Source organism: Azospirillum himalayense, from assembly GCF_042657465.1.
GTDB classification, from domain to species: Bacteria; Pseudomonadota; Alphaproteobacteria; order Azospirillales; family Azospirillaceae; genus Azospirillum; species Azospirillum himalayense.
In genome coordinates this window covers 321,222-340,874 of record NZ_JBHSLC010000118.1, presented here as the reverse complement: position 1 = coordinate 340,874, position 19,653 = coordinate 321,222, and the positions used below count along the sequence as shown (strand labels likewise).

Below are 19,653 nucleotides of genomic sequence, written 5' to 3'. Positions count from 1 at the left end.
GCACCGAGATGGTGATGCCGGGCGACAACATCTCCATGGAAGTCGAGCTGATCGCTCCGATCGCCATGGACGAGGGCCTGCGCTTCGCCATCCGCGAGGGTGGCCGCACCGTCGGCGCCGGCGTCGTCGCCTCGATCATCAAGTAAGATCGTCTTTTGCGAAGGGGGGCCGGCCTGCGGGTCGGCCCCCTTTTGCATGACCGATCCGCGAAAATGCGGCGTGACGCGCCGAACCGGGCCGATCCCGTCACCCTCCTGTCACAAGGGGGAAAATGTGGGTTGACACCGGGGCGCCTAGGGCATACACGTTACGCCCTCTGGAATTTGGGTTGGTAGTAGGCACGTCCGGCCTAGACGCAGCCCGATCACGAACGGCACCGCAAGCTCCACTTGCACCGGTTGCTGCCAGGAACATCCATCCGCATTGCGATGCGGGGGATGTTCTTTTTCGTATCGGCCGTCAGATCGGACAGACGAACCGCCGCCCACCGCTTCGGTGAGCCGGCGCAGGTTCGCCTGCCGCCGCGGGTCCCCGGGGGACAGATTTTGGGGTGCCGGTGGCGCAGTCGCGTCACCGAAACGAGGTGCAAGGGACGTTTGGACATGGACAGCCAGAACATCCGCATCCGCTTGAAGGCGTTCGATCATCGCGTGCTCGACCAGTCGACCAGCGAGATCGTCAACACCGCCAAGCGGACCGGTGCTCGGGTGCGGGGGCCGATCCCGCTGCCGACGCAGATCGAGAAGTTTACGGTGAACCGCTCGCCGCACGTCGACAAGAAGTCGCGCGAGCAGTTCGAAATCCGCACCCACAAGCGTCTGCTCGACATCGTCGATCCGACGCCGCAGACGGTGGACGCGCTGATGAAGCTCGACCTCGCTGCCGGTGTGGACGTCGAGATCAAGCTCTAATTCGTTGCTGTTGAGGGACCTCTCCCTCTGAGGATGTCCCTGGTCAGGAGATAAAGAACAATGCGATCCGGTTTGATCGCGCAGAAAGTCGGCATGACCCGCGTCTTCACGGACGACGGGCAGCACGTGCCGGTGACTGTGCTGAAAGTCGACAGCTGCCAGGTCGTCGCCGTCCGCACCGAGGACAAGGATGGCTACACCGCCGTCCAGCTCGGCGCAGGCGCCATCAAGGTGAAGAACGTCACGAAGCCGCAGCGCGGGCATTTCGCCAAGGCGCGCGTCGAGCCCAAGCGCAAGCTGGTCGAGTTCCGCGTCGATGCCGACGCGCTGATCGAGGTCGGCGCCGAGCTCTCGGCTGCGCATTTCCTCCCGGGCCAGTTCGTCGACGTCACCGGCACTTCCATCGGTAAGGGCTTCGCCGGTCCGATGAAGCGCTGGAACTTCGGTGGCCTGCGCGCGACGCACGGCGTGTCGGTGTCGCACCGCTCGCACGGTTCGACGGGTAACCGCCAGGACCCCGGCAAGGTCTTCAAGAACAAGAAGATGGCCGGTCATCTCGGCGACGAGAAGGTCACGGTTCTGAACCTGAAGGTCGTGTCGGTCGATGAGGACCGCGGTCTGATCTTCCTCAAGGGTGCCGTTCCGGGCGCCGAGGGGGCTTGGCTCCGCATCCGCGACGCGGTGAAGAAGAAGGCTCCGGAAGGTCTGCCGTTCCCCGCCGGGATCAAGGCTGCGCCGGCCGCTGAAGCCGCCGCCGAGCCGCAGGAGTGATGGCCATGAAGGCGACCATTAAGAACCTGAACAACGAGACCGTCGGCGAGATCGAGCTGGCTGACGAGATCTTCGGCCTGCCGTCCCGCACGGACATCCTCGCCCGCATGGTCAACTGGCAGCTGGCCAAGCGCCGCGCCGGTACGCACAAGACCAAGACGATCAGCGAGATCTCCGGCACCGGCAAGAAGCCGTACCGCCAGAAGGGCACCGGCCGCGCCCGTCAGGGCTCCATGCGCTCCGCCCAGTTCCGTGGCGGCGCGACCATCTTCGGCCCGGTCGTCCGCTCGCACGAGCACGACCTGACCAAGAAGGTCCGCAAGCTGGCCCTGAAGACCGCGCTGTCCACCAAGGCCGCGGAAGGCAAGCTCCTGGTCCTCGACGCCGCTTCGGCCGAGAGCCACAAGACCAAGGAACTGGCTGTCCGTCTCGCTTCGCTCGGCCTGACCTCGGCTCTGATCATCGATGGCGCCAACCTGAACGAGAACTTCGCTCGGGCCTCGCGCAACATCCCGCTGATCGACGTGCTGCCGGAGCAGGGCGCCAACGTCTACGACATTCTTCGCCGCGATACGCTGGTCCTGACCCGCAACGCGGTCGAGCAGCTGGAGGCTCGCCTGAAATGAGCAAGCAGTCGAAACCTGCGGTGAGCCAGGAGCGGATGTACGACCTCATCCTGGCTCCGGTGATCACCGAGAAGTCGACGATGGCGTCGGAGCACAATCAGGTGACGTTCCGCGTGCCGCTGTCGGCGACCAAGCCGGAGATCAAGTCGGCGGTCGAGGGGCTGTTCAACGTGAAGGTGACGGCGGTCAACACCCTGGTTTCCAAGGGCAAGACCAAGCGCTTCCGCGGCACCATCGGCCGTCGCTCGGACTTCAAGAAGGCCGTCGTGACCCTCGCCGAGGGGAACAAGATCGACGTGACTACGGGCATCTGAGCGGGAGTGTGATCCGATGGCTCTGAAGCAATATCGCCCAATTACGCCGTCGCTCCGCCAGCTGGTCATCGTCGACCGCTCGGAGCTGTGGAAGGGCAAGCCGGTCAAGACCCTCACCGAGGGCCTGACCAAGTCCGGCGGCCGCAACAACACCGGCCGCATCACCGCGCGCCGGATGGGTGGCGGTCACAAGCGCGTCTACCGTCTGGTGGACTTCAAGCGCCGCAAGTTCAACGTCCCGGCGACCGTCGAGCGCCTGGAGTACGATCCGAACCGCACGGCTTTCATCGCCCTCATCAAGTATGAGGACGGCACCATGTCCTACATTCTGGCGCCGCAGCGCCTGAAGGTGGGCGACACGGTGATCGCCGGCGAGAAGGTGGATGTGAAGCCCGGCAACGCCATGCCGCTGAAGAACATCCCGGTCGGTTCGGTGCTGCACAACGTCGAGCTGAAGCCCGGCAAGGGTGGTCAGCTGGCCCGTTCGGCCGGCACCTACCTGCAGCTGGTCGGCCGCGACGGCGGCTACGCCCAGCTGAAGCTGCCCTCGGGCGAGCTTCGCGTGGTCCGCGGCGACTGCATGGCCACCCTGGGTGCCGTGTCGAACCCGGACAACATGAACACCAACAAGGGCAAGGCCGGTCGCAGCCGTTGGCTGGGCATCCGTCCGTCCGTCCGTGGTGTCGCCATGAACCCGATCGACCACCCGCACGGTGGTGGTGAAGGCCGCACCTCGGGTGGCCGTCATCCGGTCACGCCGTGGGGCAAGCCGACCAAGGGCAAGAAGACTCGTCACAACAAGAAGACGGATGGCCTGATCCTGCGCCGCCGTCATTCGAAGTAAGGAGGGCGGACGATGGCACGCTCCGTTTGGAAGGGCCCGTTCGTCGACGGCTACCTGCTCAAGAAGGCGGACAAGTCGCGGGCCTCGGGCCGCAACGAGATCATCAAGATCTGGTCGCGTCGCTCGACGATCCTGCCGCAGTTCGTGGGTCTCACGTTCGGCGTGTACAATGGCCACAAGTTCCTGCCGGTTCTGGTGACCGAGAACATGATCGGCCACAAGTTCGGTGAGTTCGCTCCGACGCGCACCTTCTACGGGCACGCGGCGGACAAGAAGGCGAAGAGGAAGTAAGCCATGGGCAAGCCCTCCAACCCCAGCCGTATCGCGGAGAACGAGGCCATCGCCTCCAATCCGATGATCCGCACCAGCCCGCGCAAGCTGAACCTCGTCGCCCAGCTCATCCGGAACAAGGATGCCAGCAGCGCCGTGGCCGAGCTGACCTTCTCCAAGCGCCGCATCGCCGGCGAGGTGAAGAAGGTCCTCCAGGCCGCGATCGCCAACGCCGAGAACAACCATCAGCTCGATGTGGACCGCCTGTACGTCTCCTCGGCGACGGTCGGCCGCGCCCTGGTGATGAAGCGCTTCCACGCCCGTGCCCGTGGGCGCGGCGCGCGGGTCGAGAAGCTGTTCTCCAACCTGACGATCATCGTGCGTGAGCGCGACGCCGCCGCTGCCGAAGGGGCCGAGTAAGATGGGTCAGAAAGTCAATCCGATCGGGCTGCGCCTCGGCATCAACCGGACCTGGGACAGCCGTTGGTTCGCCAAGCGCGACTACGCCAACCTGCTGCACCAGGACCTGAAGCTGCGCGGCTACCTGCAGGGTCGCCTGCAGCAGGCCGGCTGCTCGCGCGTCATCATCGAGCGTCCGGCCAAGAAGGCCCGCGTCACCATCCACTCGGCCCGTCCGGGCGTGGTGATCGGCAAGAAGGGCGCGGACATCGAGAAGCTGCGCACCGAGCTGTCGAAGATGGCCGGCGGCGAGGTGAGCCTGAACATCATCGAGATCCGCAAGCCGGAGATCGATGCCAAGCTCATCGCCGAGAACATCTCCAACCAGCTCGAGCGCCGTGTCGCCTTCCGCCGCGCCATGAAGCGCGCGGTCCAGTCGGCCATGCGCCTGGGCGCCCAGGGCATCCGGATCAACTGCTCCGGTCGTCTCGGCGGCGCCGAGATCGCCCGCCTGGAGTGGTACCGCGAGGGCCGCGTTCCGCTGCACACCCTGCGTGCGGACATCGACTACGGCACCGCGACCGCGAAGACCACCTACGGCACCTGCGGTGTCAAGGTGTGGGTCTTCAAGGGCGAGATCATGGCGCACGACCCGATGGCGCAGGACAAGCGCATGGGCACCGAGCCGGTGTCGACCGATGGCGAGCCGCGGCGCGAGCGTCGCGAGCGTGGTGACCGTGAGGAGCGTGGGGGCCGTGGTCGCGGCGACCGTGACCGCTCCGAGCGGGCTGACCGCTAGTAAGGGGCACGAGCGATGCTTTCTCCGAAGCGTACCAAGTACCGCAAGGCCCACAAGGGCCGCATCCACGGCAACGCGAAGGGCGGCACCCAGCTGAACTTCGGCTCCTTCGGCCTCAAGGCCCTGGAGCCGGAGCGCATCACGGCCCGCCAGATCGAGGCGGCCCGCCGCGCGATCACCCGCGCCATGAAGCGTCAGGGCCGCGTGTGGATCCGCGTGTTCCCGGACCTGCCGGTCTCCACCAAGCCCGCCGAAGTCCGCATGGGTTCCGGTAAGGGCACGCCCGAGTACTGGGCGGCCCGCGTTCATCCCGGCCGCATCCTGTTTGAGCTGGACGGCGTGCCCGCGGATGTGGCAAAGCAGGCGTTCGCCCTGGCGGCCGCCAAGCTGCCGATCAAGACCAAGCTGGTGACCCGCCTCGGCGGCGGTGAGGAGGTGGCGGCATGAAGTCCGTCGACGTTCGTGCGAAGAGCACCGAGGAGCTGAACGATCAGCTCCTCCAGCTCAAAAAGGAACAGTTCAACCTGCGTTTCCAGCGGGCCTCCGGCCAGCTGGAGAACACCGCGCGGGTGCGAGTGGTGCGTCGCGACATCGCGCGCATCAAGACGATCCTCGGCGAGCGTTCGCGCTCGGCCGAAGCCGGCAAGTAAGGAGGGCTACCTATGCCTCGCCGCGTTCTGCAGGGCACGGTGGTCAGCGACAAGGGCGACAAGACGGTTATCGTCCTGGTCGAGCGCCGCGTCATGCACCCCGTGTACAAGAAGTTCATTCGTCAGTCGAAGAAGTACGCCGCCCACGACGAGGGCAACCAGTTCAAGGTCGGCGATACCGTTTCGATCATCGAATGCCGCCCGATCTCCAAGCGCAAGCGCTGGACGGTCGTGCTTGAGTCCGCCGCCGTTAGCGGCGCCGCGTAAACGGAAGGGTACAAACCATGATCCAGATGCAAACCAACCTGGAAGTCGCCGACAATAGCGGGGCGCGCCGGGTGCAGTGCATCAAGGTGCTTGGCGGGTCCAAGCGGAAGGTGGCCACCGTCGGCGACGTCATCGTCGTCTCGGTCAAGGAGGCCATTCCGAAGGGTCGCGTCAAGAAGGGCGACGTGCATCGCGCCGTCATCGTCCGCACCGCGAAGGAACTGCGCCGGGAGGACGGGTCCGCGATCCGTTTCGACCGCAATGCCGCCGTGCTGATCAACAAGCAGGGCGAGCCGATCGGCACGCGTATCTTCGGGCCGGTCACTCGTGAGCTTCGCGGCAAGAAGTTCATGAAGATCATCTCGCTGGCGCCGGAGGTGCTGTGATGGCCGCGAAGATCAAGACCAAGGACAAGGTCGTCATCCTTGCCGGCAAGGACAAGGGCAAGACCGGTGAGGTCCTCAAGGTCATCCCGGCGGAAAACCGTGTCGTCGTGCAGGGCGTGAACGTGGTGAAGAAGCACCAGCGTCCGAGCGCCACCTCGCAGGGCGGCATCGTTGAATTCGAGGCGCCCATCAACGTCTCGAACGTTGCTCATGTCGACCCCAAGGACGGCAAGCCGACCCGCGTCGGTTTCAAAGTCCTTGAGGATGGCCGCAAGGTGCGTGTCGCCAAGCGGTCCGGCGAAGTCATCGACGTGTGAGGACCGGACCAATGGCTGCACGTTTGAAGGAAGTGTACGACTCCAAGATCCGCGCCGCGCTCAAGGCTGAGTTCGGCTACGCGAACGACATGGAAGTTCCGCGGATCGAGAAGATCGTCATCAACATGGGTGTCGGCGAGGCTGTCGGCGACTCCAAGAAGATCCAGAATGCGGTGAGCGAACTGACGGCGATCAGCGGCCAGAAGCCGATCGTCACGAAGTCCCGCAAGTCGATCGCGCAGTTCAAGCTGCGTGAGGGCATGGCGATCGGGTGCAAGGTCACGCTCCGCCGTGAGCGGATGTACGAGTTCCTGGATCGCCTGGTCACGATCGCGTTGCCGCGTGTCCGCGACTTCCGCGGCATCCCCGGCAACAGCTTCGACGGCCGTGGCAACTATGCCATGGGCGTGAAGGAGCAGATCATTTTCCCGGAGATCGACTACGACAAGATCGATCAGATCCGCGGCATGGACATCATTTTCGTCACCTCGGCGAAGACCGACAAGGAGGCCAAGGCTCTCCTGAAGGCCTTCGACATGCCGTTTGTGGCCTGATTGGCTGGAGCACGACCCCATGGCTAAGACCAGTGCCATCGAGAAGAACAAGCGTCGCACCAAGCTGGTGAAGCAGTTCGCCAACAAGCGTGCCCGCCTGAAGGCCATCGCCTCCGATCGCTCCCTCCCGCCGGAAGAGCAGTTCGCCGCCCGCCTTAAGCTGGCCGAACTGCCGCGCAACTCGTCGAAGGTGCGCATCCGCAACCGCTGCGAAATGACCGGCCGTCCGCGGGCGTTCTATCGCAAGTTTAAGCTGTCCCGCGTCACCCTCCGCGAACTGGCCTCGACCGGCCAGATCCCGGGGATGGTGAAGTCGAGCTGGTAAGGAGGGTCGGAGAATGTCTTTGAGCGATCCGCTCGGCGATATGCTGACCCGCATCCGCAACGGTCAGCACGCCCGTATGTCTGTTGTGCAGAGCCCGGCGTCGAAGCTGCGCAGCAACGTGCTTGAGGTTCTCAAGCGCGAGGGTTACATCCGCGGCTACTCCGAGGAGGAGCTGCGCCCCGGCATCAAGAACCTGAAGATCGAGCTGAAGTATCACGAAGGCGAGCCTGTCATTAAGCAGATCGCCCGCGTGTCGAAGCCCGGCCGCCGCGTTTATTCGAAGATCACCGATCTGCCCCGCGTCTTCAATGGCCTCGGCATCGCGATCCTCTCCACGCCGCGCGGCGTGATGTCGGACAATGAGGCCCGCGCCGCCAACGTCGGCGGTGAAGTCCTCTGCCGCGTGTTCTAAGGGGGACCCTTCGATGTCGCGCATTGGAAAGCATCCCGTGCCGGTTCCGGCTGGTGTTGACGTCTCCGTCAACGGCCAGCAGGTGTCGGCCAAGGGCAAGCTGGGTTCGCTCAGCCTGACCCTCATCGACGACATCACGGCCAAGCTGGAAGACGGCAAGGTCGTGGTGGCCCCGGCGAACGACAGCAAGCGCGCCCGCATCATGTGGGCAACCTCGCGCACCCTGATCAACAACATGGTCACGGGCGTCAACCAGGGCTTCACCATCAACCTCGAGATCAACGGCGTCGGTTACCGTGCCGCCGTGCAGGGCAAGGAGCTGGTCATGCAGCTCGGCTACTCGCACGACGTCAAGTACCCGATCCCGGAGGGCATCACCATCAAGTGTGACAAGCCCACCGCGATCTCGGTGTCGGGCTTCGACAAGCAGAAGGTCGGTCAGGTGGCCGCGGAGATCCGCGGTTGGAAGAAGCCGGAGCCCTATAAGGGCAAGGGCATCAAGTACGACACCGAGACGATCATCCGCAAGGAAGGCAAGAAGAAGTAAGGTCCGCCATGCTCAAGCCAAAGCAACTCCACGAGCGCCGCAAGCAGCGCGTGCGCGCGCAGATTGCCAAGAAGGCCGGCGGGCGGGCTCGCCTCTCGGTTTTCCGGTCCAATCTGCACATCTACGCCCAGATCATCGACGACGAGAACGGCCGCACGGTCGCCTCGGCCTCGTCCGTGGAAAAGGAGCTGCGCGAGCAGCTCAAGCACGGTGGGAACGTCGAAGCCGCCCAGAAGATCGGCGCGCTCATCGCCGAGCGCGCCAAGGCGGCGGGCGTCACCGAGGTCGTGTTCGACCGTGGTGGCTACATTTACCACGGCCGGGTCAAGGCCCTGGCTGACGCCGCCCGCGAGGGCGGGCTGTCGTTCTAAGGAGGCTCCGAAATGGCACGTGAAAGAGGCGAGCGGAGCGACCGTGATCGGCAGCCGCGCGATCGCGACCGGGAAGAGAGCGAGCTGATCGAAAAGCTCGTCGGCATCAACCGCGTCGCCAAGGTTGTGAAGGGCGGCCGTCGCTTCGGCTTCGCCGCCCTGGTGGTGGTCGGTGACGGCAAGGGCCGCGTCGGCGTCGGATCGGGCAAGGCCCGTGAGGTGCCGGAGGCGATCCGCAAGGCGACCGACCAGGCGAAGCGCGGCATGATCCGCGTTCCGCTCCGCGAAGGCCGCACGCTGCACCACGACTCCAACGGTCACTTCGGTGCCGGCAAGGTCGTGCTGCGCACCGCTCCGGCCGGTACCGGCATCATCGCCGGCGGTCCGATGCGCGCGATCTTCGAGGCGCTGGGTGTGCAGGACGTGGTGACGAAGTCCATCGGCACCTCGAACCCGCACAACATGATCAAGGCGACCTTCGACGCCCTGTCGCAGGTTTCCAGCCCGCGCAGCGTCGCCGCTCGTCGCGGCCGTCGCGTAAGCGACATCCTCGGCAAGCGTGAAACCGGCGCCGCCGGTGCGCAGGAGGCTTGATCATGGCCGAGAAGAAGACCGTCATCGTCACCCAGACCGGCAGCCCGATCGGTCGTAAGCACGACCAGCGCGAGACGCTGGTCGGTCTGGGTCTCAACAAGCTGCACCGGACCCGCGAACTGGAGGACACTCCGGCCGTGCGGGGCATGATCGCCAAGGTCGCGCACCTGGTCCGCGTCGAGAACGAGGGCTGAACCCATGACGAAGCTGAACGATCTCCGGGACAACCCCGGTGCCCGTAAGGAGCGCATGCGCGTCGGCCGCGGTATCGGTTCGGGCAAGGGCAAGACCGGCGGCCGTGGCGTCAAGGGTCAGACCTCGCGCACCGGCGTGGCCATCAACGGCTTTGAAGGCGGCCAGATGCCCCTTCACCGCCGCCTTCCGAAGCGCGGTTTCCGCAACATCTTCGCGAAGGAATACTCGGTCGTGAACCTGGGCCTGGTCCAGAAGTTCATCGACGCCGGCAAGCTCGACGCCAGCCAGACCATCGATGCGGTGGCCCTGGAAGCGGCGGGCGTCACCGGCAAGGTGAAGAAGGACGGCATCCGTCTGCTGGGCAAGGGCGCCCTGACGACGAAGGCCAGCTTCACCGTGGCCGGCGCCTCCAAGTCGGCTGTGGAAGCGGTCGAGAAGGCGGGTGGCAGCGTCACGCTGACCGCGTCCGCCGCCGAAGCCGCCGAGTGATCGGAAGCCCGCGCTTGCGCGCGGGCATCTTCCGGCACTAAATGAAGCGAAGTTGCGAGGGGCGGCCTGCATCCTGCAGGACCGCCCCGTTCGTGCATTAGGGACAGGGATACGACCCATGGCATCAGCGGCCGAGCAGCTTGCCGCGAACATTAATTTCGGTGCCTTCTCCAAGGCGACCGAGCTGAAGAAGCGGATCTGGTTCACCCTTGGTGCCTTGATCATCTACCGCCTGGGCACCTACATCCCGATTCCGGGCGTCAACCCGCAGATCCTGGCCGATATTTTCCGGCAGCAGGGCGGGGGCATCCTGGGCATGTTCGACATGCTGGCCGGCGGCGCGCTGCACCGCATGACGATCTTCGCGCTCAACATCATGCCGTACATTTCGGCCTCCATCATCGTGCAGCTCCTGACCGCGGTGTCGCCGCAGATGGAAGCGCTGAAGAAGGAGGGCGAGTCGGGCCGCAAGAAGCTGAACCAGTACACCCGCTACGGCACGGTGCTGCTGGCGACCGTGCAGGCCTGGGGTTTGGCGGTTGGGCTCGAGGCGATGACCGGCGCATCCGGCGCCGCGGTTCCCGAGCCGGGGCTGTTCTTCAAGATCGCCACGGTCATCACGCTGGTCGGCGGCACCATGTTCCTGATGTGGCTGGGCGAGCAGATCACCGCCCGCGGCATCGGCAACGGCATCTCCCTCATCATCTTCGCCGGCATCGTCGCCGAGCTGCCGCGCGCTCTCGTCAGCACGCTGGAGCTGGGCCGCACCGGCGCTCTGTCCACGCTGTTCATCGTCTTCCTGCTGCTGATGGCGGTGGGCGTCGTGTTCTTCATCGTGTTCATGGAGCGCGCGCAGCGCCGTCTGTTGATCCAGTATCCGAAGCGGCAGATGGGCAACCGCGTGTTCGGCGGCGAAGCGTCGCACCTGCCGCTGAAGCTGAACACCTCGGGCGTCATCCCGCCGATCTTCGCGTCGTCGCTGCTGCTTCTGCCGCTGACCGCGGTCGGCTTCGCCGGCGGCGAGGGTCCGGAGTGGCTGCAGACCGTCACGCGCTATCTGGCGCACGGCACGCCGCTCTACATGATCCTGTATTCGGCGCTGATCATCTTCTTCTGCTTCTTCTACACGGCCATCGTCTTCAACCCCGCGGACACGGCCGAGAACCTGCGTAAGTATGGCGGCTTCATTCCTGGCATCCGTCCGGGCAAGAACACCGCGGACTACATCGACTACGTGCTGACCCGGTTGACGGTGATCGGTTCGGCCTACCTTGTGGCGGTTTGTCTCCTCCCCGAAATCCTGATTTCCCAGCATTCGGTTCCGTTCTATTTTGGCGGCACCAGCCTGCTGATCGTGGTCACGGTGACGATGGACACGGTTGCGCAGATTCATTCCCATCTGCTGGCCCACCAGTATGAGGGGCTGATTAAAAAAGCGAAGCTTCGGGGGAGAAAGTAATGAATCTCATTCTGCTCGGACCGCCGGGCGCCGGGAAGGGGACCCAGGCGCGGCGTCTCGAAGACACGCGCGGGCTCGTCCAGCTTTCCACGGGCGATATGCTCCGCGCGATGGTCGCCGAGGGTGGTCCGCTTGGGCAGCAGGCGAAGGACATCATGTCCGCCGGCAAATTGATGCCGGACGAGCTGATGGTCAAAATCATCGCTGAGCGCATTTCCAAGCCGGATGTGGCCAACGGCTTCATCCTCGATGGTTTCCCGCGCACCGTCGCCCAGGCCGAGGCGCTGGACACCATGCTGTCGGACAAGGGCCTGAAGCTCGATCACGTGATCGAGATGAAGGTCGTGGACGACATCCTGGTGGAGCGCATCACCGGTCGTTACACCTGCGCCAAGTGCGGCAAGGGCTATCACGACGTCTTCGAAAAGCCGAAGGTTGAGGGCGTCTGCGATGCCTGCGGCAGCACGGAGTTCAAGCGCCGGGCCGACGACAACGCCGACACGGTGAAGACCCGCCTCGCCCAGTACCACGAGCAGACCGCGCCGATCCTGCCGTATTATCAGAGCCGCGGCGTTCTGAAGACGGTGGACGGCATGGCCGAGATCGACGACGTGACCAAGCAGATCGAGGGCATCCTGGCGGCCTGACCGGGCCGCCTGACTGGGATCGCCGCGACTGGGATCGCCGCGACTGGGATCGCCATGATCGGCTGAAAAGAAAAGCCGCGAGGATCTTCGGATCCTCGCGGCTTTTTCTATTCCGGGACGATGAGGCGGGGAGGGAGATCCTCCCAAAGGCGCTGTCCCTCTTTACGGAGCGGCGTCGGTGTCGGGGCGCGAGAGGTCTTCCGCTTTGCGGCTCAGATCGTTGTAGCGGTCGAGCACCCAGCCGAGGTGATCGGTGGCCGCAACGGCGGCGGCGTCGGCGTCACGGCGCCGGATGGCGTCGTAGATGGCGCGGTGATGGTCGATCATCAGCGCCTCGCGGCCCAGCGCGAAGGGCTCGGTGTGATGGTATTCCATCATCTGGCCGAGGATATCGCGGATGGTCGCCAGCAGGTGCAGATAGACCGGGCTTCCCGCCGCCTGGGCGACGGCGAGGTGGAAGTCCATGTCGTCAGCGGCCTGCTTGCCGTCGCGGCCCGTCTCGCCCATCGCGGCGAGGACCCGCCCGATGTGGTCGATCTGTTCCTGGGTCGCGCGCTCGGTGGCGCGCCGGGCCGCCCAGCTTTCCAGGGCCTGCCGGATCTCCACGAGGTCGCAGAGGTTGGCGTGCTTCACGCGGACCATCTCGGTCAGGGCGCCGTCCATGGCGCCCGCGGAGGACACCACGCGCGTGCCGCCGCCCTGCACGGCGGTCAGGAAGCCCTGCGTCTTCAGCTTCTGCAGGGCCGCGCGCACCGACACCCGGCTGACATGGAGCTGCTCCGCGAGCTGGCGCTCGCCGGGCAGACGTTCTCCCGGAACGAGTTCGCCGCGGGCGATCCGTTCGAGAATCCGCTCCGCCACCCATTCGGAAATGCGCTGGGAGGAGGCCGGTACGTGGTGGGGTTCTTCGGTGTCGGACACGGTGGCATGCCCTTTCATCAGCAATCGGTCATAGGTCGTACCCGAGTCGGGCAAATCACGTCAACTCGCATCCGGACGGCGGCGTATGGTCCGCGTCGGCCGTGGCGTTTCATCGGCTCCCGCGCCGCGCCACTAAGATTCCCGCCAGCACCACGGCGCCGCCGACCGCCTGGAACGCGCCGAGCGGTTCGGCGAGCAGCGCCCAGGCCAGCACCGCCGCCGCTGCCGGCTGGAGCAGCAGGCTGACGGAGGAGAAGGCGGCGGGCAGATGGGCCAGCGCGTAGGCGATCAGGCTCTGGCCGCCGGCGTGGCTGACCAGGGCGAGCCCCAGCAGCACGCCCCAGCCGCCGAGCGAGCCGGCAATCAGGCTCTCCCCCGACAGCAGGGCGACGGGCAGCAGGGCGAGGCCGGTGACCACGCCGCTCCAGGTCATGATGGTGGCGGTGGAGAACTCCGCCCGCAGACGGCCGACCATCAGGAAGTAGCCGCTGTAGAACACCGCGGTCAGCAGCCCCAGGGCGTCGCCGAACAGATGGTCGGGGCTCAGCTGCAGGCTCTGCCCCATCAGGATGATGGCGCCGCACAGCGCCAGCGCCAGCCCGGTGAGGAAGGTCCGGCTGAACCGCTCCTTGAACACCAGCCAGGACACCAGCGTCACGAAGATCGGCGCGAAGTTGGCGAGCAGCGTGGAGTTGGCGACCGAGGTGTAGCGGATCGACCAGTGCCAGATGGCGAGATCGCCCGCGAAGAACAGTCCGGCGGCGCTCAGCCGGGCGTAGTCGTTGAGCGACGACGGTTTGCGAGAGCGCGCGCCGCCCTTCGGCTCCATGGCCATCCAGACCCACAGGGCGGGGATGGCGAAGGCCAGCCGCCAGAAGGCGGTGGCGCTCGGTCCCAGTTCGGACAGGCGCACGAAGATCGGGGCGAAGGCGATTCCCAGCGCCCCGGTCAGAAGGGCGATCAGCGCGATCCGCTGCGCGGAGTCGACGCGCGCGACGGGGGCGAGGGTGCTGGCGTCCGGCATGGCGTCCGTTATAACGGACGCAACCTGCGGGCGCCACGTCCCCCCGCCGCATGGCTCACCTGCGGAAGGCCCGGATTGTGGGACATCGTCCCGCCGGTGGGATCATCCGCGCGTCCGGACCGTTGCCTTGGGGACCAGCCGGCGGGAACTTCCGCTGCGACCGAGACCCTGCAATACTGTGCCATCATGACGCAGCGATCCCCCTGCAAGCCCGCCGAACATCCCCGACCGGTGACCCTGCCGTCGCCGCCCCGCGCCGGGCCGGCCCCACCGTTGCTGGGTCCCGACGATCCGCCGCCGGTCACCGTGCTGCGCCCGGAGTCGGAAAGCCCGGTCCTGCTGCTGTGCGACCACGCCTCGCGCGCCATCCCCAAGGCGCTGGGGACGCTGGGGCTGGATGAGGTGAATCTGTGCCGGCACATCGCCTATGACATCGGTGCGGCGGAGGTGACGCGGCGGCTGTCGGAGCGGTTCGGCGCGACGGCGGTGCTGTCCGGCTATTCCCGGCTGGTGATCGACCCGAACCGTGCGCTGGACGATCCCACGGCGATCCCGGTGGTCAGCGACGACGTGGTGATCCCCGGCAACCGTGCCCTGGACCGCGCCGAGGAGGAGCGCCGGATCGACGCCATCTTCCGGCCCTATCATGAGGCCGTCGCCGCCGAGGTCGCCCGGCGGCGCGAGCGCGGGCAGGTGCCGGTGCTGCTGTCGATCCACAGCTTCACGCCCGCCATGCGTGGCGTCGCCCGGCCCTGGCACGTCGGCATCCTCTGGGACCACGACCCGCGCATCCCGATGCCGATGATCGCACGGCTGCGCGCCGACGGGCGCTGGTGCGTCGGCGACAACGAGCCCTATTCGGGCCGGACCACCCTGGGCGGCACGGTGGAAAGCCACGCGACCCCCGCCGGGCTGCCCAACGTCCTGGTCGAGGTGCGCCAGGACCTGATCGCCACGCCGGAGGGGGCGGAGCTGTGGGCGACGGTGCTCGGCGATGCGCTGGAGCCGATTCTGGCCGACCCCGGCCTCTATCAAATCAAACTGTTCCCGCGGGAGTGAGCGTTCATGGAGCCGGCCTTCACGCTGGGGCTTGAGGAAGAGTATCTGCTGGTGGACCGCAACTCGCGGGACATCGCGCGCAACCCGCCGGACGAGATGCTGGCGGCCTGCCAGGAGCAGGCGCCGGGCCAGATCCATCCGGAATTCCTGCGCTGCCAGATCGAAGTCGGCACGCCGGTCTGTTCCGACCTGAAGGAGGCGCGGGCGGAACTGGCGCGGCTGCGCGCGACGGTGGCCGGGGTGGCGCGCGCCCACAATCTGGCGCCCATCGCCGCCTCCACCCATCCCTTCGCCGCATGGGAGCCGCAGAAGCACACCAACCGCGACCGCTACAACATGCTGGCCCGCGACCTGGGGGCTCCGGCGCGGCGGCTGATGATCTGCGGCATGCATGTCCATGTCGGGATCGAGGACGACGATCTGCGCATCGACCTGATGAACCAGGTCCGTTACTTCCTTCCGCATCTGCTGGCGCTGTCCACCTCCTCGCCCTTCTGGCGGGGGCAGGACATGCAGCGGAAATCCTACCGGCTGGCGGTGTGGAATGAGCTTCCGCGCACCGGCATGCCCGACAGCTTCCAGAGCTTCGGCGAGTATCAGCAGCAAGTGAACGTCCTGGTCAACGCCGGGATCATCGAGGACGCGAGCAAGCTGTGGTGGGACATCCGCCCGTCCCAGCGTTTCCCGACGCTGGAGATGCGGATCACCGACGTCTGCACCCGTCTGGACGACGCGGTGACGGTGGCGGCGCTGTTCCGCTGTCTGCTGCGCATGCTGTGGCGGCTGCGGCTGACGAACGTGACGTGGCGGCCCTACAAGAACCTGCTGATCGGCGAGAACCGCTGGCGCGCCCAGCGCTACGGCCTCGACGAGGGGCTGGTCGATTTCGGGCGCGGCACCATCGTTCCCTACGCCGACCTGATGGAGGAACTGATCGAGCTGACCCGCGAGGACGCGGAGCGATTCGACTGCGTGGCGGAGGTCGCCAACGCCCGCGACATCATCCGCCGCGGCACCAGCGCCCACCGGCAGGTGGCCATCTACCGCGAGGCGCTGGAGCAGGGCGCCACCGGCTGGGAGGCCCTGGCCCAGGTGGTCGATTGGCTGGTTGAGGAGACGATGGTGGGGGTGGACGGTTAAATCAAAAAAATACATTGCTATGTGATCAAAACGCCAAGGAAGATACCCTTTTGCAAAGCGTCTTCCTTGGCCTGTTCTGATGGCATTGAATTTTACCAGACAAACCTCTCAACCGTCTCGACCTTGACGACGCGAATGCGTGGGCCATCGTGACGATATACGATTCGGTATTTTGGATAGTCGACGGGGTAGGGCAGGTAGCGCATCCCGATCTCGCGAGGAAGCGGTTTGCTGTCCGGATGATAAGGCGAATCCGTCAGGCTTCGAATAAGAGCAATAAGCTCACCGGCAGCTTCGGGATCAGCATCGCGCATAGACTCCTCTGCCTGTTTGGTGAAAGTGGGAGGCAGTTGCTTCATCATTTACTCCTTTTTGAGGTCGCGTAGATAAGCGAAGGTAAAAGTTTGCAGATTTCGGCGAGAGAATTCGGAGGCTCTGAATCAGAGCTCCGCCTGGAGCTGCGTGTATTCGTGTAAATTTAGTTCTAAGAATTTTTTCTCCTGAAGCGGAATCGCATGGATTAAGGGCGTGGTTGGAGCGCGTTGCGGCGCCTGAGCGTGGTTTTCCGAGGCAAGATCTCTTTGTGGTCGCCGGTAGCAGCCTACCCAATTGCTCCAGTGGCCGCATAAGGGTTCCAATTATTAGAAGGAACAGGGACAAGTTTTTTTCCGGTATCATGAAGTTCTCCTGTGTATGCGTTCTTTGTGCTTGCGTTTTCTTTCATCTATTTGATAGATGACAAGCTTTCCATAAGCTCTATTGACTCCTTTTCTGTGATGTATCCGGTTTTCTCGGCTTCAAGAGCTTTTTGCTCAAGAAGATACTCATCGATTTCTGTCAGTCTATTATACTCAGACGCAGAAATCATGAAAACTACCGGCCTGCCTGACTTGGTAATAGCAACCGGTTCAACAAGCGCACGTTCAATCGCTTGCCCAAACCGATTTTTGGCTTCTGTCGCCGGAATCGATTGCATGCTGTGATTCACCTCCTTCCACACTAGCTTCAATAGCTTATTTAGCTAAAATGGCTACGTCAAGGAGAAATCGATTGGAGTGCCTGTCTAGCTTTGACGTTGGAAGCCTATTAAGAACGCTCCACTTGACCTTTGCGTCATCCAGCCATACCCTCGCCGCAAATCAGCTCACCGAGTTGAGCAGGGCAGGCAATAAAACGAAGCAGCAGAGGGCCGCTCGCACCACGGGCGGCCCTTACCTTTTTCAGGGGGAAGGGAATGGCCGACGCCAAGTTCCTCAAGTTCGACACGCTGAGCCTGCACGCCGGCCAGCGGCCCGACCCGGCCACCGGGGCGCGGGCGGTGCCGATCTACCAGTCCACGTCCTACGTCTTCGACGACACCGACCACGCCGCCTCGCTGTTCAACCTGGAACGGCCGGGGCACATCTACTCCCGCATCTCCAACCCCACGGTGGCGGTGCTGGAGGAACGGCTGGCGGCCCTGGACGGGGGTGTCGGCGCGGTCTGCACGGCCAGCGGCCAGGCGGCCCTGACGCTCGCCATCATGACGCTGATGGACGCCGGCGGGCACATCGTCGCCTCCTCCTCGATCTACGGCGGCAGCCGCAACCTGCTGGCCTACACGCTGCCGCGATTCGGCATCACCACGACCTTCGTGAATCCGCGCGACCTCGACGGCTTCCGTGCGGCGATCCGGCCGGAGACGCGGCTGCTGTTCGGCGAGGTGCTGGGCAATCCGGGGCTGGAGGTGCTGGACATCCCCGGCCTGTCGGCCATCGCGCATGAGGCCGGTCTGCCGCTGATGGTCGACGCGACCTTCGTCACGCCCTATCTGTGCAAGCCGCTGAGTTTCGGCGCCGATCTGGTCATGCATTCCTGCACCAAGTGGCTGGCCGGGCACGGCGTCGCCATCGGCGGGGTGGTGATCGATGGCGGCGCCTTCGACTGGGAGGCGTCCGGTAAGTTCCCGACCCTGACCGAGCCCTACGCCGGCTATCACGGCATCGACTTCGCGGAGGAGTACGGGCCGGCGGCCTTCGTCATGCGCGCCCGCGCCGAGGGCCTGCGCGATTTCGGCGCCTGCATGAGCCCGATGAACGCCTTCCAGATCCTCCAGGGCGTGGAGACGCTGCCGCTGCGCATGAAGGGCCACATCCACAACACCCGCAAGGTGCTGGGCTTCCTCGAATCGGAGGCCTACGCGGAGAACGGCAGCGTCGCCTGGGTCACCCATCCGGAGCTGCCCGATCATCCCGACCACCGGCTGCGCGCCCAGCTCCTGCCGCACGGCGCCGGCTCGATCATCTCCTTCGGGATCAAGGGCGGGCGGGAGGCCGGGCGGCGCTTCATCGAGAAGCTGGCGCTGTTCTCCCACCTCGCCAACGTCGGCGACGCCAAGTCGCTGGTCATCCATCCCGCCAGCACCACCCACGCCCAGCTCGACGCCGAGGCGCTCGCCGCCGCCGGGGTGGGGGAGGACATGATCCGCCTGTCCATCGGACTGGAGGATTGCGACGACCTGATCGACGATCTGCGCCAGGCGCTGCGCGCCGCGACGAAGGCGTGAGGAGGCTGCCATGGACCTGATCGTCAACGGCCAATCCGTCTACGCCCACACCGGCGGGCGGCCCTTCGATTCGGCTCTGCCGACGATCGTGCTCATCCACGGCGCCGGCATGGACCACACGGTGTGGAGCCTGCAAAGCCGCTACCTCGCCCATCACGGGCGGTCGGTCCTGGCGGTGGACCTGCCGGGCCATGGCCGGTCCGGCGGGGCGCCGATCCCCTCCATCGAGGCGTTGGCCGACTGGATCGTGGCGCTGCTGGACGCGGCGGGCGTGGCCAAGGCGGCGCTCGCCGGCCATTCCATGGGCGCCTTGGTTGCCCTGGAAACCGCGGCGCGGCATGGCCACCGCGTCGAATCGCTGGCCCTGCTGGGGGTGGCGGAAACGATGCCGGTCCATCCCGACCTGCTGGCCGCCGCGGCGCTGAACGATCCGTCCGCCATCGAGCTGGTCGTCGGCTGGGGGCATGGGCCGCGCGGGCATGTCGGCGGTGCGCCGGCACCCGGGCTGTCGCTCCTCCCCGGCGGGCGGCGCTTGATGCAGCGGGCGCGGCCCGGCGTTCTGGGCGTCGATCTGGGCGCCTGCAACGCCTATGTCCGCGGCGGGGCGGCGGCCGCGGCGGTGTCCTGCCCGGCGCTGTTCCTGCTGGGCGGAGTCGACCGCATGACACCGGCGAAGTCCGGCAAGGCGCTTGCCGCCAAAGTCAGTGGCTCCGAAGTCGTTCTGCTGTCCGGCATAGGCCATATGGTTATGACTGAAGCGCCAAACGCAACCACAGATGCTTTCGCGACTCGGTTTTCTGCGCGTTAGGCCTGTCAT

32 protein-coding genes are annotated in these 19,653 nt (G+C 65.5%); 28 read left to right on the top strand and 4 right to left on the bottom strand.

What is annotated here, in order from left to right; all coding sequences use genetic code 11:
- From ACFPMG_RS33605 to ACFPMG_RS33490, 24 genes are all read left to right on the top strand, one after another.
- On the top strand, positions 1-146 hold a 146-nt coding region (locus ACFPMG_RS33605; RefSeq protein WP_465252026.1), incomplete at its 5' end, for an EF-Tu C-terminal domain-related protein.
- Positions 147-602: 456 nt separating this feature from the next.
- A complete protein-coding gene (gene rpsJ, locus ACFPMG_RS33600) occupies positions 603-911 on the top strand; it encodes a 30S ribosomal protein S10 (RefSeq protein ID WP_014241039.1) in 309 nt (102 codons plus the stop codon).
- A 60-nt stretch (positions 912-971) separates the two neighbouring features.
- Entirely contained in the window at positions 972-1,682 is a 711-nt protein-coding gene (rplC, locus tag ACFPMG_RS33595; protein ID WP_035675049.1) for a 50S ribosomal protein L3, read from the top strand.
- Positions 1,683-1,687: 5 nt separating this feature from the next.
- A complete protein-coding gene (rplD, locus tag ACFPMG_RS33590; RefSeq protein WP_041811900.1) occupies positions 1,688-2,308 on the top strand; it encodes a 50S ribosomal protein L4 in 621 nt (206 codons plus the stop codon).
- On the top strand, positions 2,305-2,622 hold the full coding sequence (locus ACFPMG_RS33585; RefSeq protein WP_145626348.1) for a 50S ribosomal protein L23: 318 nt from the start codon (positions 2,305-2,307) through the stop codon (positions 2,620-2,622). Before rplD ends, ACFPMG_RS33585 begins: the two co-directional genes overlap by 4 nt.
- Positions 2,623-2,638: 16 nt before the next feature.
- Complete coding sequence (gene rplB / locus ACFPMG_RS33580) at positions 2,639-3,466, top strand: 50S ribosomal protein L2 (RefSeq protein WP_014241035.1); 828 nt, start codon at positions 2,639-2,641, stop codon at positions 3,464-3,466.
- A 12-nt stretch (positions 3,467-3,478) separates the two neighbouring features.
- Positions 3,479-3,757 carry a 30S ribosomal protein S19 gene (rpsS, locus tag ACFPMG_RS33575; protein ID WP_014241034.1) on the top strand — a complete coding sequence of 93 codons (279 nt, stop codon included), beginning with the start codon at positions 3,479-3,481 and terminating at the stop codon, positions 3,755-3,757.
- 3 nt (positions 3,758-3,760) lie between these two features.
- The gene (gene rplV / locus ACFPMG_RS33570; protein ID WP_014241033.1) at positions 3,761-4,156 is read left to right on the top strand and encodes a 50S ribosomal protein L22; all 396 of its coding nucleotides are present in this window, start codon (positions 3,761-3,763) and stop codon (positions 4,154-4,156) included.
- Position 4,157: 1 nt separating this feature from the next.
- Positions 4,158-4,934: a 30S ribosomal protein S3 gene (rpsC, locus tag ACFPMG_RS33565; RefSeq protein WP_014241032.1), complete on the top strand. Its 777-nt coding sequence runs from the start codon at positions 4,158-4,160 to the stop codon at positions 4,932-4,934.
- Between the two features lie 15 nt (positions 4,935-4,949).
- Positions 4,950-5,381, top strand: a complete 432-nt coding sequence (gene rplP, locus ACFPMG_RS33560; protein WP_014241031.1) for a 50S ribosomal protein L16 — start codon at positions 4,950-4,952, stop codon at positions 5,379-5,381.
- Positions 5,378-5,584, top strand: a complete 207-nt coding sequence (gene rpmC, locus ACFPMG_RS33555; protein ID WP_014241030.1) for a 50S ribosomal protein L29 — start codon at positions 5,378-5,380, stop codon at positions 5,582-5,584. Before rplP ends, rpmC begins: the two co-directional genes overlap by 4 nt.
- A 12-nt stretch (positions 5,585-5,596) precedes the next feature.
- Complete coding sequence (gene rpsQ / locus ACFPMG_RS33550) at positions 5,597-5,851, top strand: 30S ribosomal protein S17 (protein ID WP_014241029.1); 255 nt, start codon at positions 5,597-5,599, stop codon at positions 5,849-5,851.
- Between the two features lie 17 nt (positions 5,852-5,868).
- Positions 5,869-6,237, top strand: coding sequence for a 50S ribosomal protein L14 (gene rplN / locus ACFPMG_RS33545; protein ID WP_012973215.1), 369 nt, complete (start codon positions 5,869-5,871; stop codon positions 6,235-6,237).
- Positions 6,234-6,554 carry a 50S ribosomal protein L24 gene (gene rplX, locus ACFPMG_RS33540; RefSeq protein WP_088123921.1) on the top strand — a complete coding sequence of 107 codons (321 nt, stop codon included), beginning with the start codon at positions 6,234-6,236 and terminating at the stop codon, positions 6,552-6,554. Before rplN ends, rplX begins: the two co-directional genes overlap by 4 nt.
- A gap of 11 nt (positions 6,555-6,565) precedes the next feature.
- Positions 6,566-7,108 (top strand): 50S ribosomal protein L5, encoded by a 543-nt coding sequence (rplE, locus tag ACFPMG_RS33535; protein WP_035675042.1) that lies wholly within the window; start codon positions 6,566-6,568, stop codon positions 7,106-7,108.
- A 19-nt stretch (positions 7,109-7,127) separates the two neighbouring features.
- On the top strand, positions 7,128-7,433 hold the full coding sequence (gene rpsN, locus ACFPMG_RS33530; RefSeq protein WP_038526805.1) for a 30S ribosomal protein S14: 306 nt from the start codon (positions 7,128-7,130) through the stop codon (positions 7,431-7,433).
- A gap of 13 nt (positions 7,434-7,446) precedes the next feature.
- The gene (gene rpsH / locus ACFPMG_RS33525) at positions 7,447-7,845 is read left to right on the top strand and encodes a 30S ribosomal protein S8 (RefSeq protein WP_035675041.1); all 399 of its coding nucleotides are present in this window, start codon (positions 7,447-7,449) and stop codon (positions 7,843-7,845) included.
- Positions 7,846-7,858: 13 nt separating this feature from the next.
- Positions 7,859-8,392, top strand: coding sequence for a 50S ribosomal protein L6 (gene rplF, locus ACFPMG_RS33520; RefSeq protein ID WP_114857557.1), 534 nt, complete (start codon positions 7,859-7,861; stop codon positions 8,390-8,392).
- 8 nt (positions 8,393-8,400) lie between these two features.
- Positions 8,401-8,763, top strand: a complete 363-nt coding sequence (gene rplR / locus ACFPMG_RS33515; RefSeq protein ID WP_014241024.1) for a 50S ribosomal protein L18 — start codon at positions 8,401-8,403, stop codon at positions 8,761-8,763.
- A 12-nt stretch (positions 8,764-8,775) separates the two neighbouring features.
- Positions 8,776-9,357 (top strand): 30S ribosomal protein S5, encoded by a 582-nt coding sequence (gene rpsE / locus ACFPMG_RS33510; RefSeq protein WP_035675037.1) that lies wholly within the window; start codon positions 8,776-8,778, stop codon positions 9,355-9,357.
- Between the two features lie 2 nt (positions 9,358-9,359).
- Positions 9,360-9,551: a 50S ribosomal protein L30 gene (gene rpmD / locus ACFPMG_RS33505; RefSeq protein WP_014241022.1), complete on the top strand. Its 192-nt coding sequence runs from the start codon at positions 9,360-9,362 to the stop codon at positions 9,549-9,551.
- Positions 9,552-9,555: 4 nt separating this feature from the next.
- A complete protein-coding gene (gene rplO, locus ACFPMG_RS33500) occupies positions 9,556-10,041 on the top strand; it encodes a 50S ribosomal protein L15 (protein WP_014241021.1) in 486 nt (161 codons plus the stop codon).
- A 118-nt stretch (positions 10,042-10,159) separates the two neighbouring features.
- Positions 10,160-11,500, top strand: a complete 1,341-nt coding sequence (gene secY, locus ACFPMG_RS33495) for a preprotein translocase subunit SecY (RefSeq protein WP_014241020.1) — start codon at positions 10,160-10,162, stop codon at positions 11,498-11,500.
- Positions 11,500-12,147 (top strand): adenylate kinase, encoded by a 648-nt coding sequence (locus ACFPMG_RS33490; RefSeq protein ID WP_377000277.1) that lies wholly within the window; start codon positions 11,500-11,502, stop codon positions 12,145-12,147. The genes secY and ACFPMG_RS33490 overlap by 1 nt, the downstream gene beginning before the upstream one ends.
- 162 nt (positions 12,148-12,309) lie before the next feature.
- Here ACFPMG_RS33490 and ACFPMG_RS33485 read toward each other — a convergent pair whose 3' ends face one another.
- Both ACFPMG_RS33485 and ACFPMG_RS33480 read right to left on the bottom strand, forming a co-directional pair.
- Positions 12,310-13,068, bottom strand: coding sequence for a FadR/GntR family transcriptional regulator (locus ACFPMG_RS33485; protein ID WP_103041394.1), 759 nt, complete (start codon positions 13,066-13,068; stop codon positions 12,310-12,312).
- A gap of 109 nt (positions 13,069-13,177) precedes the next feature.
- Complete coding sequence (locus ACFPMG_RS33480; protein ID WP_377000275.1) at positions 13,178-14,092, bottom strand: DMT family transporter; 915 nt, start codon at positions 14,090-14,092, stop codon at positions 13,178-13,180.
- A 186-nt stretch (positions 14,093-14,278) separates the two neighbouring features.
- Here ACFPMG_RS33480 and ACFPMG_RS33475 point away from each other — a divergent pair, with 186 nt between their 5' ends.
- Together ACFPMG_RS33475 and ACFPMG_RS33470 are read left to right on the top strand one after the other, a co-directional pair.
- On the top strand, positions 14,279-15,151 hold the full coding sequence (locus ACFPMG_RS33475) for an N-formylglutamate amidohydrolase (RefSeq protein WP_377000273.1): 873 nt from the start codon (positions 14,279-14,281) through the stop codon (positions 15,149-15,151).
- A 6-nt stretch (positions 15,152-15,157) separates the two neighbouring features.
- Positions 15,158-16,291: a carboxylate-amine ligase gene (locus tag ACFPMG_RS33470; RefSeq protein WP_377000271.1), complete on the top strand. Its 1,134-nt coding sequence runs from the start codon at positions 15,158-15,160 to the stop codon at positions 16,289-16,291.
- A gap of 92 nt (positions 16,292-16,383) precedes the next feature.
- On the opposite strand, the gene ACFPMG_RS33465 is transcribed toward ACFPMG_RS33470, so the two are convergent.
- Entirely contained in the window at positions 16,384-16,653 is a 270-nt protein-coding gene (locus ACFPMG_RS33465; protein WP_377000269.1) for a type II toxin-antitoxin system RelE/ParE family toxin, read from the bottom strand.
- A 362-nt stretch (positions 16,654-17,015) separates the two neighbouring features.
- Complete coding sequence (locus ACFPMG_RS33460; protein ID WP_377000267.1) at positions 17,016-17,267, bottom strand: type II toxin-antitoxin system Phd/YefM family antitoxin; 252 nt, start codon at positions 17,265-17,267, stop codon at positions 17,016-17,018.
- Between the two features lie 258 nt (positions 17,268-17,525).
- On the opposite strand from ACFPMG_RS33460, the gene ACFPMG_RS33455 reads away from it, so the two are divergent.
- Together ACFPMG_RS33455 and ACFPMG_RS33450 are read left to right on the top strand one after the other, a co-directional pair.
- Positions 17,526-18,836: an O-acetylhomoserine aminocarboxypropyltransferase gene (locus tag ACFPMG_RS33455; protein WP_377000265.1), complete on the top strand. Its 1,311-nt coding sequence runs from the start codon at positions 17,526-17,528 to the stop codon at positions 18,834-18,836.
- 10 nt (positions 18,837-18,846) lie between these two features.
- On the top strand, positions 18,847-19,644 hold the full coding sequence (locus tag ACFPMG_RS33450; protein ID WP_377000263.1) for an alpha/beta fold hydrolase: 798 nt from the start codon (positions 18,847-18,849) through the stop codon (positions 19,642-19,644).
- Positions 19,645-19,653: the final 9 nt, after the last annotated feature.

What these genes read in the sequence shown, in the direction of transcription:
- rpsJ (WP_014241039.1), top strand. Translation starts at nt 603, where the DNA reads ATGGACAGCCAGAACATCCGCATCCGCTTGAAGGCGTTCGATCATCGC.
- rplC (WP_035675049.1), top strand. Translation starts at nt 972, where the DNA reads ATGCGATCCGGTTTGATCGCGCAGAAAGTCGGCATGACCCGCGTCTTC.
- rplD (WP_041811900.1), top strand. Translation starts at nt 1,688, where the DNA reads ATGAAGGCGACCATTAAGAACCTGAACAACGAGACCGTCGGCGAGATC.
- ACFPMG_RS33585 (WP_145626348.1), top strand. Translation starts at nt 2,305, where the DNA reads ATGAGCAAGCAGTCGAAACCTGCGGTGAGCCAGGAGCGGATGTACGAC.
- rplB (WP_014241035.1), top strand. Translation starts at nt 2,639, where the DNA reads ATGGCTCTGAAGCAATATCGCCCAATTACGCCGTCGCTCCGCCAGCTG.
- rpsS (WP_014241034.1), top strand. Translation starts at nt 3,479, where the DNA reads ATGGCACGCTCCGTTTGGAAGGGCCCGTTCGTCGACGGCTACCTGCTC.
- rplV (WP_014241033.1), top strand. Translation starts at nt 3,761, where the DNA reads ATGGGCAAGCCCTCCAACCCCAGCCGTATCGCGGAGAACGAGGCCATC.
- rpsC (WP_014241032.1), top strand. Translation starts at nt 4,158, where the DNA reads ATGGGTCAGAAAGTCAATCCGATCGGGCTGCGCCTCGGCATCAACCGG.
- rplP (WP_014241031.1), top strand. Translation starts at nt 4,950, where the DNA reads ATGCTTTCTCCGAAGCGTACCAAGTACCGCAAGGCCCACAAGGGCCGC.
- rpmC (WP_014241030.1), top strand. Translation starts at nt 5,378, where the DNA reads ATGAAGTCCGTCGACGTTCGTGCGAAGAGCACCGAGGAGCTGAACGAT.
- rpsQ (WP_014241029.1), top strand. Translation starts at nt 5,597, where the DNA reads ATGCCTCGCCGCGTTCTGCAGGGCACGGTGGTCAGCGACAAGGGCGAC.
- rplN (WP_012973215.1), top strand. Translation starts at nt 5,869, where the DNA reads ATGATCCAGATGCAAACCAACCTGGAAGTCGCCGACAATAGCGGGGCG.
- rplE (WP_035675042.1), top strand. Translation starts at nt 6,566, where the DNA reads ATGGCTGCACGTTTGAAGGAAGTGTACGACTCCAAGATCCGCGCCGCG.
- rpsN (WP_038526805.1), top strand. Translation starts at nt 7,128, where the DNA reads ATGGCTAAGACCAGTGCCATCGAGAAGAACAAGCGTCGCACCAAGCTG.
- rpsH (WP_035675041.1), top strand. Translation starts at nt 7,447, where the DNA reads ATGTCTTTGAGCGATCCGCTCGGCGATATGCTGACCCGCATCCGCAAC.
- rplF (WP_114857557.1), top strand. Translation starts at nt 7,859, where the DNA reads ATGTCGCGCATTGGAAAGCATCCCGTGCCGGTTCCGGCTGGTGTTGAC.
- rplR (WP_014241024.1), top strand. Translation starts at nt 8,401, where the DNA reads ATGCTCAAGCCAAAGCAACTCCACGAGCGCCGCAAGCAGCGCGTGCGC.
- rpsE (WP_035675037.1), top strand. Translation starts at nt 8,776, where the DNA reads ATGGCACGTGAAAGAGGCGAGCGGAGCGACCGTGATCGGCAGCCGCGC.
- rpmD (WP_014241022.1), top strand. Translation starts at nt 9,360, where the DNA reads ATGGCCGAGAAGAAGACCGTCATCGTCACCCAGACCGGCAGCCCGATC.
- rplO (WP_014241021.1), top strand. Translation starts at nt 9,556, where the DNA reads ATGACGAAGCTGAACGATCTCCGGGACAACCCCGGTGCCCGTAAGGAG.
- secY (WP_014241020.1), top strand. Translation starts at nt 10,160, where the DNA reads ATGGCATCAGCGGCCGAGCAGCTTGCCGCGAACATTAATTTCGGTGCC.
- ACFPMG_RS33490 (WP_377000277.1), top strand. Translation starts at nt 11,500, where the DNA reads ATGAATCTCATTCTGCTCGGACCGCCGGGCGCCGGGAAGGGGACCCAG.
- ACFPMG_RS33480 (WP_377000275.1), bottom strand. Translation starts at nt 14,092, where the DNA reads ATGCCGGACGCCAGCACCCTCGCCCCCGTCGCGCGCGTCGACTCCGCG.
- ACFPMG_RS33475 (WP_377000273.1), top strand. Translation starts at nt 14,279, where the DNA reads ATGACGCAGCGATCCCCCTGCAAGCCCGCCGAACATCCCCGACCGGTG.
- ACFPMG_RS33470 (WP_377000271.1), top strand. Translation starts at nt 15,158, where the DNA reads ATGGAGCCGGCCTTCACGCTGGGGCTTGAGGAAGAGTATCTGCTGGTG.
- ACFPMG_RS33465 (WP_377000269.1), bottom strand. Translation starts at nt 16,653, where the DNA reads ATGATGAAGCAACTGCCTCCCACTTTCACCAAACAGGCAGAGGAGTCT.
- ACFPMG_RS33460 (WP_377000267.1), bottom strand. Translation starts at nt 17,267, where the DNA reads ATGCAATCGATTCCGGCGACAGAAGCCAAAAATCGGTTTGGGCAAGCG.
- ACFPMG_RS33455 (WP_377000265.1), top strand. Translation starts at nt 17,526, where the DNA reads ATGGCCGACGCCAAGTTCCTCAAGTTCGACACGCTGAGCCTGCACGCC.
- ACFPMG_RS33450 (WP_377000263.1), top strand. Translation starts at nt 18,847, where the DNA reads ATGGACCTGATCGTCAACGGCCAATCCGTCTACGCCCACACCGGCGGG.